Origin of the sequence: Streptomyces sp. SID486, assembly GCF_009865385.1 — a bacterium.
Classification (GTDB): Bacteria; Actinomycetota; Actinomycetes; order Streptomycetales; family Streptomycetaceae; genus Streptomyces.
In genome coordinates this window covers 31895-46959 of record NZ_WWJT01000189.1, presented here as the reverse complement: position 1 = coordinate 46959, position 15065 = coordinate 31895, and the positions used below count along the sequence as shown (strand labels likewise).

General features: G+C 71.9%; 15 protein-coding genes. 7 read left to right on the top strand and 8 right to left on the bottom strand.

Going from position 1 to position 15065, the window contains the following annotated elements; translation table 11 throughout:
- Window positions 1–66: 66 nt before the first annotated feature.
- Window positions 67–483: a Fur family transcriptional regulator gene (locus GT045_RS09265; RefSeq protein ID WP_161333868.1), complete on the bottom strand. Its 417-nt coding sequence runs from the start codon at window positions 481–483 to the stop codon at window positions 67–69.
- Window positions 484–627: 144 nt separating this feature from the next.
- Here GT045_RS09265 and GT045_RS09260 point away from each other — a divergent pair, with 144 nt between their 5' ends.
- Window positions 628–2082, top strand: coding sequence for a catalase (locus tag GT045_RS09260; RefSeq protein ID WP_161333867.1), 1455 nt, complete (start codon window positions 628–630; stop codon window positions 2080–2082).
- A gap of 123 nt (window positions 2083–2205) precedes the next feature.
- On the opposite strand, the gene GT045_RS09255 is transcribed toward GT045_RS09260, so the two are convergent.
- The gene (locus tag GT045_RS09255; RefSeq protein ID WP_161333866.1) at window positions 2206–2601 is read right to left on the bottom strand and encodes a CBS domain-containing protein; all 396 of its coding nucleotides are present in this window, start codon (window positions 2599–2601) and stop codon (window positions 2206–2208) included.
- Window positions 2602–2745: 144 nt separating this feature from the next.
- On the bottom strand, window positions 2746–3546 hold the full coding sequence (gene hisN / locus GT045_RS09250) for a histidinol-phosphatase (protein WP_161333865.1): 801 nt from the start codon (window positions 3544–3546) through the stop codon (window positions 2746–2748).
- A 134-nt stretch (window positions 3547–3680) separates the two neighbouring features.
- On the opposite strand from hisN, the gene GT045_RS09245 reads away from it, so the two are divergent.
- A complete protein-coding gene (locus GT045_RS09245) occupies window positions 3681–4286 on the top strand; it encodes a TetR/AcrR family transcriptional regulator (protein ID WP_161333864.1) in 606 nt (201 codons plus the stop codon).
- Between the two features lie 21 nt (window positions 4287–4307).
- Here the strand turns inward: GT045_RS09245 and GT045_RS09240 are convergent, their stop codons facing one another.
- The gene (locus tag GT045_RS09240) at window positions 4308–5999 is read right to left on the bottom strand and encodes an ABC transporter family substrate-binding protein (RefSeq protein ID WP_161333863.1); all 1692 of its coding nucleotides are present in this window, start codon (window positions 5997–5999) and stop codon (window positions 4308–4310) included.
- A 133-nt stretch (window positions 6000–6132) separates the two neighbouring features.
- Between GT045_RS09240 and GT045_RS09235 the strand changes: the two genes are divergently transcribed.
- Genes GT045_RS09235 through GT045_RS09225 form a run of 3 tightly spaced genes read left to right on the top strand, consistent with a single transcriptional unit; the run spans window position 6133 to window position 9805 of the window.
- Window positions 6133–7122, top strand: coding sequence for an ABC transporter permease (locus tag GT045_RS09235; RefSeq protein WP_161333862.1), 990 nt, complete (start codon window positions 6133–6135; stop codon window positions 7120–7122).
- Window positions 7119–8009, top strand: coding sequence for an ABC transporter permease (locus tag GT045_RS09230; RefSeq protein WP_161298580.1), 891 nt, complete (start codon window positions 7119–7121; stop codon window positions 8007–8009). Before GT045_RS09235 ends, GT045_RS09230 begins: the two co-directional genes overlap by 4 nt.
- A complete protein-coding gene (locus GT045_RS09225) occupies window positions 8006–9805 on the top strand; it encodes an ABC transporter ATP-binding protein (protein WP_161298579.1) in 1800 nt (599 codons plus the stop codon). Before GT045_RS09230 ends, GT045_RS09225 begins: the two co-directional genes overlap by 4 nt.
- Window positions 9806–9957: 152 nt before the next feature.
- Here the strand turns inward: GT045_RS09225 and GT045_RS09220 are convergent, their stop codons facing one another.
- The 4 genes from GT045_RS09220 to GT045_RS09205 all read right to left on the bottom strand — a co-directional run bounded on the left by GT045_RS09220 (window position 9958) and on the right by GT045_RS09205 (window position 13455).
- Window positions 9958–10281 carry a multidrug efflux SMR transporter gene (locus GT045_RS09220; RefSeq protein WP_161298578.1) on the bottom strand — a complete coding sequence of 108 codons (324 nt, stop codon included), beginning with the start codon at window positions 10279–10281 and terminating at the stop codon, window positions 9958–9960.
- An 84-nt stretch (window positions 10282–10365) separates the two neighbouring features.
- Window positions 10366–11376 carry a ribosome small subunit-dependent GTPase A gene (gene rsgA, locus GT045_RS09215; protein ID WP_161298577.1) on the bottom strand — a complete coding sequence of 337 codons (1011 nt, stop codon included), beginning with the start codon at window positions 11374–11376 and terminating at the stop codon, window positions 10366–10368.
- A gap of 10 nt (window positions 11377–11386) precedes the next feature.
- The gene (aroA, locus tag GT045_RS09210) at window positions 11387–12703 is read right to left on the bottom strand and encodes a 3-phosphoshikimate 1-carboxyvinyltransferase (protein WP_161298576.1); all 1317 of its coding nucleotides are present in this window, start codon (window positions 12701–12703) and stop codon (window positions 11387–11389) included.
- 29 nt (window positions 12704–12732) lie between these two features.
- Window positions 12733–13455 carry a M50 family metallopeptidase gene (locus tag GT045_RS09205; RefSeq protein ID WP_161333861.1) on the bottom strand — a complete coding sequence of 241 codons (723 nt, stop codon included), beginning with the start codon at window positions 13453–13455 and terminating at the stop codon, window positions 12733–12735.
- Window positions 13456–13505: 50 nt separating this feature from the next.
- Between GT045_RS09205 and GT045_RS09200 the strand changes: the two genes are divergently transcribed.
- Together GT045_RS09200 and GT045_RS09195 are read left to right on the top strand one after the other, a co-directional pair.
- A complete protein-coding gene (locus GT045_RS09200; RefSeq protein WP_161298561.1) occupies window positions 13506–14321 on the top strand; it encodes an SOS response-associated peptidase in 816 nt (271 codons plus the stop codon).
- Between the two features lies 1 nt (window position 14322).
- Window positions 14323–14952: an alpha/beta family hydrolase gene (locus GT045_RS09195; protein ID WP_161333860.1), complete on the top strand. Its 630-nt coding sequence runs from the start codon at window positions 14323–14325 to the stop codon at window positions 14950–14952.
- The last annotated feature ends 113 nt before the right edge of the window (window positions 14953–15065 follow it).

Sequence of the window (15065 nt, the reverse complement as noted above, 5' to 3'; positions counted from 1 at the left end):
CCCGCACACGCACGCAAAGAGCCCCGGCGGACGCCGGGGCTCCTGGTGGGCGGAAGCTCTGCGTGCCTACGCGCTCGCGCAGTCCGGGCACAGGCCCCGGTACGTCATCTCGACGTCCGACACCGTGAAGCCGAAGCGCTCGGAGTCGGGGAGATCGGCGAGGGGGTTGCCCATCGGGTGGACGTCGCGGATCGCGCCGCAGCGGGCGCAGACCAGGTGGTGGTGCGGCCGGTGCGCGTTCGGGTCGTACCGCTTGGCGCGCTTGTCCGTCGTGACTTCCAGCACCTCGCCGAGGGAGACCAGCTCACCCAGCGTGTTGTAGACGGTCGCCCGGGAGATCTCGGGCAGCTTCGTGACGGCCCGGGCGTGTACCTCGTCGGCCGTCAGGTGGACGTGCTCGCCGTTCAGGACCTCGGCCACCACGCGTCGCTGCGCGGTCATCCGCCATCCGCGTCCACGCAGCCGTTCCAGAAGGTCGCTCATGGCCACCAGCCTAACAGGAACGGGGACCAGGTCGGGAATAGGTGTGACTTTAGATCTCTGTTTGACTTAGACAAAGTCCATTGTAGGATCGAGAACGACTTTGGTCACAGGACAGGACTAGTCAGTGATACGCAGGAGGCGCACGTGACGCAGGGACCGCTCACCACGGAGGCCGGTGCCCCGGTGGCCGACAACCAGAACAGCGAGACGGCGGGCGTCGGCGGACCGGTCCTCGTCCAGGACCAGCTCCTGCTGGAGAAGCTGGCCCACTTCAACCGGGAGCGGATCCCGGAGCGGGTGGTGCACGCCCGCGGCGCCGGCGCGTACGGCACCTTCACCGTGACCGCGGACGTCACGCCGTACACGCGTGCCGCGTTCCTCTCCGAGGTGGGCAAGGAGACCGAGGTCTTCCTGCGCTTCTCGACGGTGGCCGGCAACCTCGGTGCGGCGGACGCCGTCCGGGACCCGCGGGGCTTCGCGCTGAAGTTCTACACCGAGGAGGGCAACTACGACCTCGTCGGCAACAACACCCCGGTCTTCTTCATCCGGGACGCCATCAAGTTCCCGGACTTCATCCACACGCAGAAGCGCGACCCGTACACCGGCAGCCAGGAAGCCGACAACGTGTGGGACTTCTGGTCGCTGTCGCCGGAGTCGACCCACCAGGTGACCTGGCTCTTCGGCGATCGCGGCATCCCGGCGTCGTACCGTCACATGGACGGCTTCGGGTCCCACACCTTCCAGTGGAACAACGCCGCCGGTGAGGTCTTCTGGGTCAAGTACCACTTCAAGACCGACCAGGGGATCAAGACCCTCACCGCCGAGGAGGCCGAGATCCTCGCGGGCAAGGACCCCGACTCGCACCAGCGCGACCTGCGCCAGGCGATCGAGCGCGGCGAGTTCCCGAGCTGGACGGTGGGCGTGCAGATCATGCCGGCGGCGGACGCGGCGGCGTACCGCTTCAACCCGTTCGACCTGACCAAGGTGTGGCCGCACGCCGACTACCCGGTCGTCGAGATCGGCAGGCTGGAGCTGAACCGCAACCCGCGCAACGTCTTCGCCGAGGTCGAGCAGTCGGTCTTCTCCCCGTCGCACTTCGTGCCCGGCATCGGCCCTTCGCCCGACAAGATGCTCCAGGGCCGGCTCTTCGCCTACGGCGACGCGCACCGCTACCGCGTCGGCGTCAACGCCGACCACCTGCCGGTGAACCGGCCGCACGCCACCGAGGCGCGCACCAACTCCCGGGACGGCCTCCTCTACGACGGCCGGCACGGCGGGGCGAAGAACTACGAGCCCAACAGCTTCGGCGGGCCGCAGCAGACCGGCCGCCCGCTGTGGCAGCCGTTCGACGGCTTCACGGGCGGCACCGGCGACCACTCGACGCCGGCACATGCCGAGGACGACGACTTCGTGCAGGCGGGCGACCTGTACCGGCTGATGTCCGAGGACGAGAAGGAGCGGCTGGTCGCCAACCTGGCCGGAGCCATCTCGCAGGTCTCGCGCGAGGACATCGCCGAGCGCGCGATCGGCAACTTCCGCAGTGCCGACGCCGACTTCGGCAAGCGGCTGGAGGCGGCGGTGCGGGCGCTGCGCGACTGACCCGGCCGCCTTTCGCGGCTGGGCGGGCCGGACCCACGGTGCTCTGGGTCCGGCCCGCTTCGTGTGCTCGGCGCACTCGTGGGCCGGACCCCCGGTGCTCCGGGTCCGGCCCGTCTCGTGTGCTCAGGACACCCGTGCGGGCTCGCGGGCCGGAACCCAGCGGCGGATGATGTCGCGGACCGAGACGATCCCGGCCACCTCGCCCCGGTCGAGCACGATCAGGTGCCGGAAGCCGCCGTGCGCCATGGCGCGCGCCGCCTCCTCCAGGGTCCAGGTCGGGGCGGCGAAGACGACGTCGGTGGTGGTGTGGGCGTGGGTGCGTTCGGTGTCCGGGTCCTGGCCCAGGCCGACGGAGTTGAGGATGTCGCGTTCGGTGAGGATGCCGATGCCGCCGGCGTCCGGGTCGAGGACCACGGCGGCGCCGACGCGGCGGGCCGACATCAGGGTGGCTGCCTGGCGGAGTGTGTGGGCGGGACCGAGCGTGAGGATCACCGTGCTCATGGCGTCTCGGACGAGCATCGTTGGGCCACCTCCTTGAATCCCCGCCCAGGCGGGGATTCACAAGTTCACAAGTGGGGGTGACCTCAGAGTGACAGGTAAAACACGGGTCAACAAGAGGGCGCGCGAGGCCGGAGGAGGGCGTACCGGGAGTACTCCCGTGCCTCAGACGCGCTGGTTGAGATACCCCAGCAACTCGTCGTGCAGCAGTCCGTTCGACGCCGCCGCGTTGCCGCTGTGCGGGCCCGGACGGCCGTCGAGGCCGGTGAAGGTGCCGCCCGCCTCGGTGACGATGATCGCGTTCGCGGCCATGTCCCACAGGGAGAGCTCCGGCTCGGCGCAGATGTCCACGGACCCCTCCGCGACCATCATGTACGGCCAGAAGTCCCCGTACGCGCGCGTGCGCCACACCTGCCGGCCGAGGTCCAGGAAGCCGTCCAGGCGGCCCTGCTCCTCCCAGCCGGACAGCGAGGAGTACGCGAAGGAGGCGTCCGCGAGTCGGCCGACCTCGGAGACGTGGATACGGGTGGCGGAGGTGAGGTTGCGGCCCGTGAAGGCGCCGTGGCCCTCGGCGGCCCACCAGCGACGGCCCAGGGCGGGGGCGGAGACCACGCCGACGACGGGCCGGTAGCCGCCTTCCACCGCTTCCATCAGGGAGATCAGGGTGGCCCAGACGGGAACACCCCGTACGTAGTTCTTGGTGCCGTCGATGGGGTCGATCACCCAGCGGCGGGGACCGGTGCCCTCGACGCCGTACTCCTCGCCGAGGACCGCGTCCCGCGGGCGGGCGCGCTGGAGCTGGCCGCGGATGAGGTCCTCCGCCGCCTTGTCCGCTTCGCTCACCGGAGTCATGTCCGGCTTCGTCTCCACCTTCAGGTCGAGCGCCTTGAAGCGGGCCATGGTCGCGGCGTCGGCCGTGTCCGCGAGTACGTGGGCGAGACGGAGGTCGTCGAGGTAGTCCGGCATGTGACGAACCGTATCCGGCGGACCGGCGGGGGAGCCAGCAGGGGCCGGGCGGGAACGACCGTCGCGAACCCTTGACAGTGCCTACAAGCGCGTCAAATCTGGGCGCAGTGTCGCTGTGGCCCAGGGAGGCGCGGATGCCTGCTGCCCGGGAATCGCTGCTGGACGCCGCCTGCGCCGCGCTCGCGCACCGGCCGTGGTCCGCCGTGCGGATGGTCGACGTGGCCGCGTCGGCGGGCGTCTCCCGCCAGACCCTGTACAACGAGTTCGGCAGCAAGGACGGGCTGGCCCGGGCGCTGGTGCACAGGGAGGCCGAGAGGTACCTCGCCGGTGTCGAACGGGCGCTGGCCGGCTGCGCCGGGGCGCTGGACCGGCTCACCGCCGCCGCCGAGTGGACGGCGGTCGCCGCCCGGGACAACGTGCTGGTCCGGGCCATGCTCACCGGCTGCTGGACGGAGTGGCTGCCCACCCCGCCGCTCGCCGCCGCGCCCTCCGCCGCCACGGTGCCGGCGCAGCGCCGCGCGGACGTGCCGCTGCCCGCGCCCCCGGACTTCGTCCGGCTGGTCCGGGACCGCGCGGTGGCCGCGCTGGCCGGTCCCGGCGCCGCCCCGGCCGACACCGCCGGGCTGCTGCGCCCGTGCGAGCTGGCGGTACGGCTCGCCCTGTCCTGCGTGGTGGCCCCGCCCGCGGCGGGCGGGGCGGCGGAGCTGGTGCGGGCGGCGCTCCCGCGGCACCTGGTGTGACGGCCGGCGCCCTGCGGCCGCCTACTTCTTCAGCCAGCCCACCTTCGTGTAGTCCACGTCCGCCAGCCCCTGCGCGCCGTAGTTCGCGAGGCCCTCGCGGACGGCGAGGATCTCCGGACGCTGGTACAGCTCGACGGAGTGGCCGAGCCGCCAGATCTCCCGGTCGGCCTCGTTGTAGAGCCCGGCGGCGGCCTTCGCGTCGGTGGTCTCGCCGGCCTTCTTCAGCAGCGCGTCGATCTTCGGGGAGCCGACCGAGCCGAAGTTCTGGAAGAGGTTGCCGCCCTTGGGCTGCACGAAGGTGGAGGTCAGCATGGTCTGGTAGACGGCGTCGACGTTGCGGAAGCTCGTGAGGTCGAAGTTCCCCTTGTTGACGAACTCGTTGAAGTAGTCGTTCGCGGGCACCTTCTTCAGTTCGACCTTCACCCCGGCGAGCCCCAGCTGCTGCTGCACCAGTTCGGCCTGGTCGAGCTGGGCGCTGGTGCTGCCGGCGCTGAGGACGTAGTCGACGGTGAGCTGCCGGCCGCCCTTGGTGCGCGGCCTGCCCTCGCCGCCCCCCTTCCAGCCCGCCTCGTCGAGGAGCTTCTCCGCCGCCTGCAGGTCGTAGTCGGCGTACCCGCCCGACGTGTTCTCGTAGCCCTGCTGGTTGGGCATGAAGAAGTGGTTGTCCAGCGGCTTCAGTTCGAAGGACAGGTCCTTGGCGAACGCCTGGTTGATGCCCTTGCGGTCGAGGGCGTGCTGGATCGCCTGCCGTACCCGCAGGTCCTTCAGCGGTCCCCGGCCGCCGTTGAGCGTGATGTGCACCTCGTCCCAGCGCGCGCCCCGCCGGATGTCCGTGCCGGGCGCTTTGACCAGCCGCTGGTAGTCCTCGGGCAGCAGCGCGGTGGTGTAGTCGATCTCCTTGTTGAGGTAGGCGTCGGTGCGGGCGGGGAAGTCGAGGACGCGGTAGGTGATCGAGTCCAGCCGGGGCCTGGCGCCCCACCACGCGAGGTCGGGGACCAGGGTGATCGTCTGGGCGGTCTTGTCGTACCGGCCCACCTTGAACGCGTTCCCGCTGACCGGCACCTTCTCCGCCCAGCTCTTGACGAACTTCTCCGGGGTGTCGATGTACTCCGCCGGGTACAGCGGGTCGAACAGCCGCTGCCAGTCGGCGTACGGCGCCTTGAAGGTGACCTCGACCGAGTGTGCGTCGCCGCCCTGCTCCACCCGGGAGATCTGGTCGTAGCCGGAGGTGTCGGCGGCCTCGTAGGCGTCGTCGGAGCCGTTCAGCGCCTGCCACTGGGCGTGGAAGTCGCGCCAGCTCAGCGGCTTGCCGTCGGACCATCGGGCCTTGGGGTTCAGCCGGTACTCGACGGTCTGGGGGCTGGTGGAGGTGACCTTCGCGGAGAGCAGGAAGTCGGGGTTGACGTGGTGCGCGCCCTTGGCGTCGGAGTCGAACAGGTCGGGCAGCACGGTTCTGGCGATCTCCTGGGCGTCGCCCTGGGCGCCGTCGACCGTGTTGACGTTGTACTGGGTGATCCACTGGGTGATCCCCGTTTTCAGCGTGCCGCCCTGCCGGAGGTCGGACACCGGGCGCGCGTTGATGTCCTGGCCGTCGACCCGGGGTGCCGCGGCCTTCTTCGGCTCGTCGTGCGAGCCGGTGGAGCCGCAGCCGGTCACCAGCAACGCGGTGGCCGCGGTGGCGGCGATCCAGGCTGCGGTGGTGGTCTGGCGCATGTCGGGGTCCTTTGCACGGTCGACGGTGGATGCGCCGAACGTAGAACGGCCCACGACGGCCGGGGGAGGCTTCCCGGACTACTGACATGTTCTCTTCATGTTGCTGCAACAAGAGGACTGGACCATGTGATCCGTGCCCTCCTACCTGGTCAAACGCCTCGGCTACCACGCCGTCCTGCTGCTGGCCGCCGTCTGCCTGTCGTACCTGCTGGCCTCGTACGCGCTCGATCCCCGCGCCTACTACGAAGGCCGGCAGCCGCCCCTGTCGCCGGCCGCCGTGGACCACCACCTCACGGCGCTCGGTGTCAACGACCACCAGCCGCTGCGCGACCGCTTCCTGCACTGGGCGGACCGGGCCCTGCTCCACGGCGACCTCGGACAGACCATCGACGGCACCTCCGTGAACGCCGAGTTCGGCCGGCGGATCGGCGTCAGCCTGCGGCTGCTGCTCGCCGGCACCGTCCTCGGCACGGTCGCCGGCGTCCTCGCCGGCGCCTGGACGGCCGTCAGGCAGTACCGGTTCAGCGACCGCGCGGTCACCGTCGTCTCCTTCGCGCTGCTGAGCACCCCGGTGTTCCTGCTGGCGATCCTGCTCAAGACCGGCGCGATCTGGTTCAACCAGACCACGGGCACCGAACTGATCCAGTTCACCGGCGAGAAGAGCCCGGGGGTGGACGGCGGCTTCTGGGCGGTCCTGAAGGACCGCTCCGTCCACCTGCTGCTGCCCACCCTCTCCGTCGCCCTGTTCGCCGTCGCCGGCTACAGCCGCTACCAGCGCAGCAGCATGCTCGACGTCCTCGGCTCCGACTACCTGCGCACGGCCCGCGCCAAAGGACTGCGCCGCCGGACCGTGCTGCTCCGGCACGGGCTGCGTACCGCCCTCATCCCCATGTCGACGTACTTCTCGTACGGCTTCCTCGCCCTGTTCACCGGTGCCACCTTCACCGAGACGATCTTCGGCTGGCACGGCATGGGGGAGTGGTTCGTGAACTCCATCGGCAAGAACGACGTCAACTCGGTCGTCGCCGTGAACGTCTTCGCCGCCGTCATCGTGCTGCTCTCCGGCTTCCTCGCCGACCTGCTGCACGCCGCCCTCGACCCGCGCATCCGGACGACCTCATGACCACGGCCACCCGCACCGCACCCGCCGTCACCCCGGCCGGCCGCTCCGCGCTCGTCCTGCGCCGGTTCCTGCGCAACAGGTCGGCCCTCGCCGGAGCCGTCGTCCTCGTGCTGCTCTTCCTGCTCGCCTTCGTCGGGCCCTGGCTCACCCCCTGGTCCTACAGCCATATCGACTACGCCGCCCTGCGCGCCGCCCCCGGCCCCGACCACTGGTGGGGCACCAACCGCATCGGTCAGGACGTCTTCGCCCAGACCGCGCGAGGGCTGCAGAAGTCGCTGCTCATCGGCCTGCTGGTGGCCGTGCTGGCCACGGGCCTCGCCGCGCTCGTGGGCGCCTGCGCCGGATACTTCGGCGGCTGGACCGACCGGCTGCTGATGTTCTGCGTCGACCTGCTCCTCGTCTTCCCGTCGTTCCTGATCATCGCGATCGTCTCGCCCCGGCTGCGCTCCGGCGGCTGGTTCGCCTTCGTCGCCCTGCTCACCGTCTTCGCGTGGATGATCACCGCGCGGGTGGTGCGCTCGATGACCCTGTCCCTCAAGGAGCGTGAGTTCGTGCGCGCCGCCCGCTACATGGGTGTCGGACCGTTCCGCATCATCTGGCGGCACGTGCTGCCCAACGTGGCCTCCTTCCTCATCATCGACGCGACCATCCAGGTCGGCGGCGCGGTGATGAGCGAGACCGCGCTGTCCTACTTCGGTTTCGGCGTGCAGCCGCCCGACGTGTCCCTCGGCACGCTCATCGCCTCCGGCACCGGCGCCGCGATCACCTACCCCTGGATGTTCTTCTTCGCGGCCGGGCTGCTGGTCGTCTTCGTGCTCGCCGTCAACCTCGTCGGCGACGGCCTGCGCGACGCCCTGGACCCCACCTCCCGGGGAGCCGCCCGGTGAGCCCGCTGCTCGAAGTCACCTCGCTCGACGTCGACTTCGCCGGGCGGCCGGCCGTACGGGACGTCAGCCTGACGGTGGAACGAGGGGAAGTCCTCGGACTGGTCGGCGAGTCGGGTTCCGGCAAGTCCGTCACCGCGCTCTCCGTCCTCGGGCTGCTGCCCGGCAACGCCACCGCGCGCGGCTCGATCCGGCTCGACGGCACCGAACTCCTCGGCGCGAGCGAGCGGGTGCTGACCGGCATCCGGGGCGATCGCGTGGCCATGGTCTTCCAGGACCCGCTGTCCGCGTTCACCCCGGTCCACCGCATCGGCGACCAGATCGCCGAGGCCGTCCGCGCCCACCGGGACACCGGCCGCGAGCAGGCCCGCAGGCGCGCCGTCGAACTGCTCGACCTCGTCGGCATCCCCGAACCGGAACTGCGCTCCCGGGCCTTCCCCCACGAGTTCTCCGGCGGCATGCGCCAGCGCGCCATGATCGCCATGGCGATGGCCGGCGAACCCGACCTCATCCTCGCCGACGAGCCCACCACCGCCCTGGACGTCACCATCCAGGCCCAGATCCTCGACGTGCTGCGCACCGCCCGGCGGGAGACCGGCGCCGCCGTGCTGCTGGTCAGCCACGACCTCGGGGTCATCGCCGGCATGGCCGACCGGGTCGCCGTCATGCGGGACGGCCGCGTCGTCGAACAGGGGCCGGCCCCGGACGTCTTCCACCGCCCCCGCGAGCCCTACACCCGGCAGCTCCTCGCCGCCGTCCCGCGCATCGACACCGCGCGCGAACCCCGGCCCGCCGGCGGCGAGCCGGTGCTGCGGGTGCGCGGACTCACCCGCACGTTCCCCGTCCTCAAGGGCACCGTCGTCAAGCGCCGCACCGGCACGGTGTACGCCGTCGACGGCGTCGACCTCGACATCCGCCGCGGCGAGACCCTCGCCCTGGTCGGGGAGTCCGGCTCCGGCAAGTCGACCACCCTCTTCGAACTGCTCGAACTGGCCGCGCCCGAGGGCGGGACCGTCGAGCTGTTCGGGCAGCGGCTCGGCGGCCTCGGCAGGGCGGCGGTGAAGGACCTGCGCCGCCGGATCCAGATCGTCTTCCAGGACCCGATGGCCTCCCTCGACCCCCGGATGCCGGTGGGCGACATCGTCGCCGAACCGCTGCGCACCCAGGGCGCCGACCGGGCCACCGTCGCCCGCCGCGTGGCCGGGCTCCTCACCCAGGTCGGTCTCGACCCGGCCCACGCCGACCGCTTCCCGCACGAGTTCTCCGGCGGGCAGCGCCAGCGGATCGGCATCGCCCGCGCCCTGTCCGTCGCCCCCGAGCTGCTCGTCCTGGACGAACCCGTCTCCGCGCTCGACGTCTCCGTGCAGGCCGAGGTGCTGGACCTGCTGCGGCGGCTGAAGGAGGAGCTGGGGCTCGCCTACCTCTTCGTCTCCCACGACCTGTCCGTGGTCCGGAACATCGCCGACCGCGTCAGCGTGGTCTACCTCGGCCGCACGGTCGAGGCCGGCCCGGTCGACGAGGTCTTCGCGCGGCCCCGGCACCCCTACACCCAGGCCCTGCTCTCCGCCGTGCCGCTGCCCGACCCGGAGCGCGAGCGGGCCCGTCAGCGCTCGCGGATTTTGCTCGCCGGCGACCCGCCGTCGCCCACCCGCCGCTACGACGGCTGCCGCTTCAGGACCCGCTGCCCGCTGTACACCGCTCTGACGGTGGACGAGCAGAAGCGGTGCGCGCACGACGTGCCCGCATTCGAGGGGGACGGTGTGGCCTGCCACTTCCCCCGGGTCCGGGAGGTGCTCTGAGACGGCCCGGCGCGCCGGGGCCGCGGCTGGTGCGCCGGCCCTGACGGCTGCGGTACGTATGGCCGCGGCTGGTGTGTCGGCCCCGAGGGCTGCGGTCCGTATGGCCGCGGCTGGTGCGCCGGCCCTGACGGCCGCGGTCCGTACGGCCGCGGCTAGTGCGTCGAGCCCGACAGCTGCAGCCCGATCACCCCGACGATGACCAGGCTGATGGAGACGATCTTCAGGGTGGACACGAGGTCGCCGAGGAAGATCATGCCGTAGATCGCGGTGCCCGCCGCGCCGATCCCGGTCCACACGGCGTAGGCGGGACCGACGTCCAGCTTCTTGAGGGAGAGGGTCAGCAGACCGAAGCTGCCCAGGGCGAACGAGGCGAACGCGATCGTCGGCCACAGGCGGGTGAACCCGTGCGAGAGCTTCAGGCACACGGCGAAACCGGTCTCCAGAATCCCGGCCACTATGACCAGCAGCCACGCCATGCGCTGTCCTCCCGTTGGTCCGGATCTCCGGCTCGGTGCGATTATGCACTTGCCGCACGCCCGCCCGGGCGAACAACGCGGTCCTCAGTCGCCTTCCGTGCGCTCCCGCGTGGCCAGCAGCCGGCGCAGCGAGTACAGCCGCGCCGGGTCCGCGTGTCCCTCCGCCACCCACGCGTCCAGCGCGCAGTCCGGCTCGTCGTGACTGCACGCGCGCGGGCAGCCCTCCGTGCCGGCCTCCAGATCCGGGAAGGCGTGGATCACCCGGGACGGGTCGATGTGCGCGAGCCCGAAGGAACGGACGCCCGGGGTGTCGACCACCCAGCCGCCGTCCCCGCTCAGCGGCAGCGCCAGCGCGGACGTCGTGGTGTGCCGGCCCCGGCCGGTCACCGCGTTGACGTGACCCGTCGTACGCCGCAGTTCCTCCGGCACGAGCGCGTTGACCAGGGTGGTCTTGCCGACGCCCGAGTGGCCCACGAACGCGGTGACCCTGCCGTCGAGTTGTGCGCGTACCCGGTCCGCCGCGTCACCGTTCTCCAGCTCCTCGCGGCTGGTGACGACGTAGGGGATGTCGAGGTCGCCGTACAGCTCCAGCAGCTTGTCGGGCGGGGCCAGGTCCGACTTGGTCATCACCAGCAGCGGCTCCAGGCCGCCGTCGAAGGCCGCGACCAGACAGCGGTCGATGAGACGCGGGCGGGGCTCGGGATCGGCGAGCGCGGTGACGATCGCCAGCTGGTCGGCGTTGGCGACGACGACCCGCTCGTAGGGATCGTCGTCGTCGGCCGTGCGGCGCAGCACCGACGTCCGCTCCTGGATGCGCACGATCCGCGCGAGCGTGTCCTTCCTGCCGGACAGGTCACCGACCAGGAACACCCGGTCGCCGACGACGGCCGCCTTGCGGCCCAGCTCCCGGGCCTTCATCGCCATGACGACCCGGTCGTCGACCAGGCAGGTCAGCCGGCCCCGGTCGACCGTGAGGACCATGCCCTCGGCCGCGTCCTCGTGCTTGGGCCGGATGTTCGTCCGCGGCCGGTTGCCCTTGCGGTTGGGACGGCTGCGGATGTCGTCCTCGTCGGTGTGCTTGCCGTAGCGGCGCATGGCGTGGTCCCTACTGCCCGAGCATCCCGGCCCACAGCTCGGGGAAGTCCGGCAGGGTCTTCGCCGTCGTCGCCACGTTCTCGATCCGCACGCCCTCGACCGCCAGGCCGATGATCGCACCGGCGGTCGCCATACGGTGGTCCTCGTAGGTGTGGAAGGTCCCGCCGTGCAGCGGGCGCGGGCGGATGTGCAGGCCGTCGGCGGTCTCCGTGACGTCGCCGCCCAGCTCGTTGATCTCCTTGGTGAGCGCGGCCAGCCGGTCCGTCTCGTGCAGCCGCAGATGGGCCACGCCCCGCAGGGTGGACGGCGAGTCCGCCAGCGCGGCCACCGCCGCGATGCCCGGGGTCAGCTCACCCACGTCACCCAGGTCCGCGTCGATGCCGTGGATCGCACCCGAACCGGTGAACTCCAGCCCGGTCTCGGTGAGTTCGCAGGAACCGCCCATCTCGGTGAAGATCTCCCGCAGCCGGTCACCCGGCTGGGTGGTGCGCCCCGGCCAGTCCGGGATCCGCACCTTTCCGCCGGTGACCAGGGCCGCCGCGAGGAACGGCTGCGCGTTGGACAGATCCGGCTCGATCGTCAGGTCCCGGCCGAGCAGCGCGCCCGGGGTCACCCGCCACACGTCGGGCTCGCCGCCCGCCTCCGGGGTGTCCACCTGGGCGCCGACCGCGCGCAGCATGTCCACCGTCATCCGGATGTGCGGCAGGGAGGGGAGGCTCGTGCCGGTGTGCCGGACCTCGACGCCCTGGTTGAAGCGCGGCCCGGACAGCAGCAGCGCCGAGACGAACTGGGAGGACGAGGAGGCGTCGACCGCCACCGGGCCGCCGTCCAGCGCCCCGCCGCCGTGCACGGTCAGCGGCAGCGTGCCCCGGCCGTCGTCGTCGATCCGGGCACCGAGCACGCGCAGCGCGTCGATCACGCCGTTCAGCGGGCGCTCGTACGACCGCGGGTCCCCGTCGAACCGGATCGGGCCGTCGGCCAGCGCGGCCACCGGCGGCAGGAACCGCATGACGGTGCCCGCGTTGCCGACGTCGACCGTGGCCGGGCCGTGCAGCCCCGTGGGCAGCACCCGCCACGCCTCGCCGGTGCCGTCGGGGCCGACCCCTTCCTCGATCTCCACGCCCATGGCCCGCAGGGCGCCGGCCATCAGCAGGGTGTCGCGGGAGCGCAGCGGGCGCCGCAGCCAGCCCGGCTCGGAGGCCAGGGCGGCGAGGACCAGGGCACGGTTGGTGACCGACTTGGACCCCGGCACGTGGACCGTGGCGTCGACGGCCCCGCTCGCGTACGGGGCGGGCCAGAGGGCGGTGGAGGAGCTGTTCGGGGCCATGGGGCCACTTTATAAGGAGTGGTCCGGGGTCAACGTTCCAGCAGCCAGCGACCGCCGCCGATCAGCGAGCACAGGGACACCGCGTGGAACAGGAACAGCCACAGGGCCGCCGGGACGTGCGTCAGCCGCGACAGCTGGTCCGCGTCCGAGTCCCCGGCCCCTCCCCGGGACCGCTTCAGCTGGAGTTCGAACGGCGGCCGGACCCCGCCGAGCAGCAGGAACCACACCACCGCGTAGGCGAACGCCGCCTGCACCTGCGGCCCCGCCAGCCAGGACACCAGCAGGAACGCCCCGCCCGCGAGGAGCACCGTCAGCACGCCGTAGGCGTTGCGGATCATCACCAGCATCGCCACCAGCAGCGCGGTGGCCGCCCACAGCAGCAGGGTGATGCGGCCGGCCGCCAGCAGCGCGGCCCCGCCGAGGCCCAGCAGCGAGGGCGCCGTGTAGCCGGCGGCGGCCGTGAGGATCATCCCCAGGCCGTAGGGCTTGCCCCGGCTGACCGTGAGCCCGCTGGTGTCGGAGTGCAGCCGGATGCCGGTGAGCTGCCGGCCGGTGAGCAGGGCGACCAGGCCGTGACCGCCCTCGTGCGCGATGGTGACCGCGTTGCGGGCTATCCGCCACAGCGGGTGCGGGACGACCACGGCGAGCGCGGCGGCCGCGGTGGCCAGCACCACCCACAGATCCGGGTCGGTCTGGGTGCCCGTGAGCCGGTCCCAGATGCTGGGCAGCGCGGTGGCGGCGAGGCTGTCCATGTGTCGGAGTGGCTCCCTCTGCTGGTACGGAGTCTGGCAGTGTGGCACGTATGTGCGGACGGTATGCATCGAGTCGTAGGCCCGAGGATCTCGCGGGGATCTTCGAGGTCGAGAAGTGGGACCCCGAGGAGACCCTGGAGCCGGACTACAACGTGGCGCCGACCAAGGAGGTCTACGCCGTCCTGGACCGCCCCCTGAAAGACGCGGACTCCTCGCGTCCGGTTCGCCAGCTGCGCAGGCTGAAGTGGGGTCTGGTCCCCTCCTGGGCCAAGACGCCCGAGGGCGGTGCCCGCATGATCAACGCGCGCGCGGAGACCGTGCACGAGAAGCCGGCCTACCGCCGCGCCTTCGCCGCCCGCCGCTGCGTCCTGCCGGCCGACGGCTACTACGAGTGGGTCACCGGCGAGCAGGAGCGCGAGCTGGAGGTCGAGGGCAGGAAAAAACGGCCGCGCAAACAGCCGTACTTCGTGCTGCCCGCCGACGGCTCGGTGTTCGCGATGGCCGGCCTCTACGAGTTCTGGCGCGACCGCACCCTGCCCGACGACCACCCGCGAGCCTGGTGGGTCACCTGTTCGGTGATCACCACCGAGGCGGAGACCACCCCGCTGGCGGTCGCCCCCGCCGACGGTCCGCGCTCCCTCGCCGACATCCACCCCCGGATGCCGCTGATGCTCACCCCGGACCGCTGGGACGCCTGGCTCGACCCCTCCCGCACCGACCCCGAGGAGCTGCGCGGCCTGCTCGCCCCGCCCCCGGCCGGCCTGATGCGCGCCTACCCGGTACCCACCGCCGTCAGCAACGTCCGCAACAACGGCCCGGAGCTGCTGAAGGAGCTGGCGGCGCCCGAAGAGGGCACACTCTTCTGACGTGACTACCGAAACCGTCGGCACGGAGGCGGGCGACGCCCGGATCACCTGGCACAAGGCTGCGCGGGCACGGCTGGTACTGGCCGTGGGCCACGGGGCGGGCGGCGGCATCGAGGCGCGCGACCTGCGGGCACTGGCCGCCGCGCTCCCGGAGCACGGCGTCACCGTCGCCCTCGTCGAGCAGCCCTGGCGGGTCGCCGGCAAGAAGGTCGCGCCCGCGCCGAAGACCCTGGACACCGGCTGGCGCGGGGTGTGGCCCGCGCTCGCGGAGCCCGGCCTGCCGGTGATCTCCGGGGGACGCAGCGCGGGCGCCCGGGTCGCCTGCCGTACCGCGGCGGAGCTGGGCGCCCACGCCGTGCTCGCCCTGAGCTTCCCGCTGCACCCGCCCGGCAGGCCGGAGAAGTCCCGGGCGGAGGAACTCCTGGGCGCCGGCGTGCCCACCCTGGTCGTCCAGGGCGGCAACGACCCCTTCGGGCGGCCCGAGGAGTTCCCCGAGGGTGCCTACGACCTGGTCGAGGTCGCGTACGGCGATCACGGCTTCGCCGTGCCCAAACGGGCGCCGACCACCCCGGAGCGGGCTCTGGAGACCATCACCGGCGCAGTGCGGGAGTGGATCGTGTCACTCGGGTGACACCGGGAATGTCCCGCGGCGGCCCGCTGTTGAGGCGAGCAGACGTGCTGAAGGGATCGGCACCGACGTCGTGGAGAGGAAGTCCGCCGCATGGGTTCGACCATTTGCCCGGC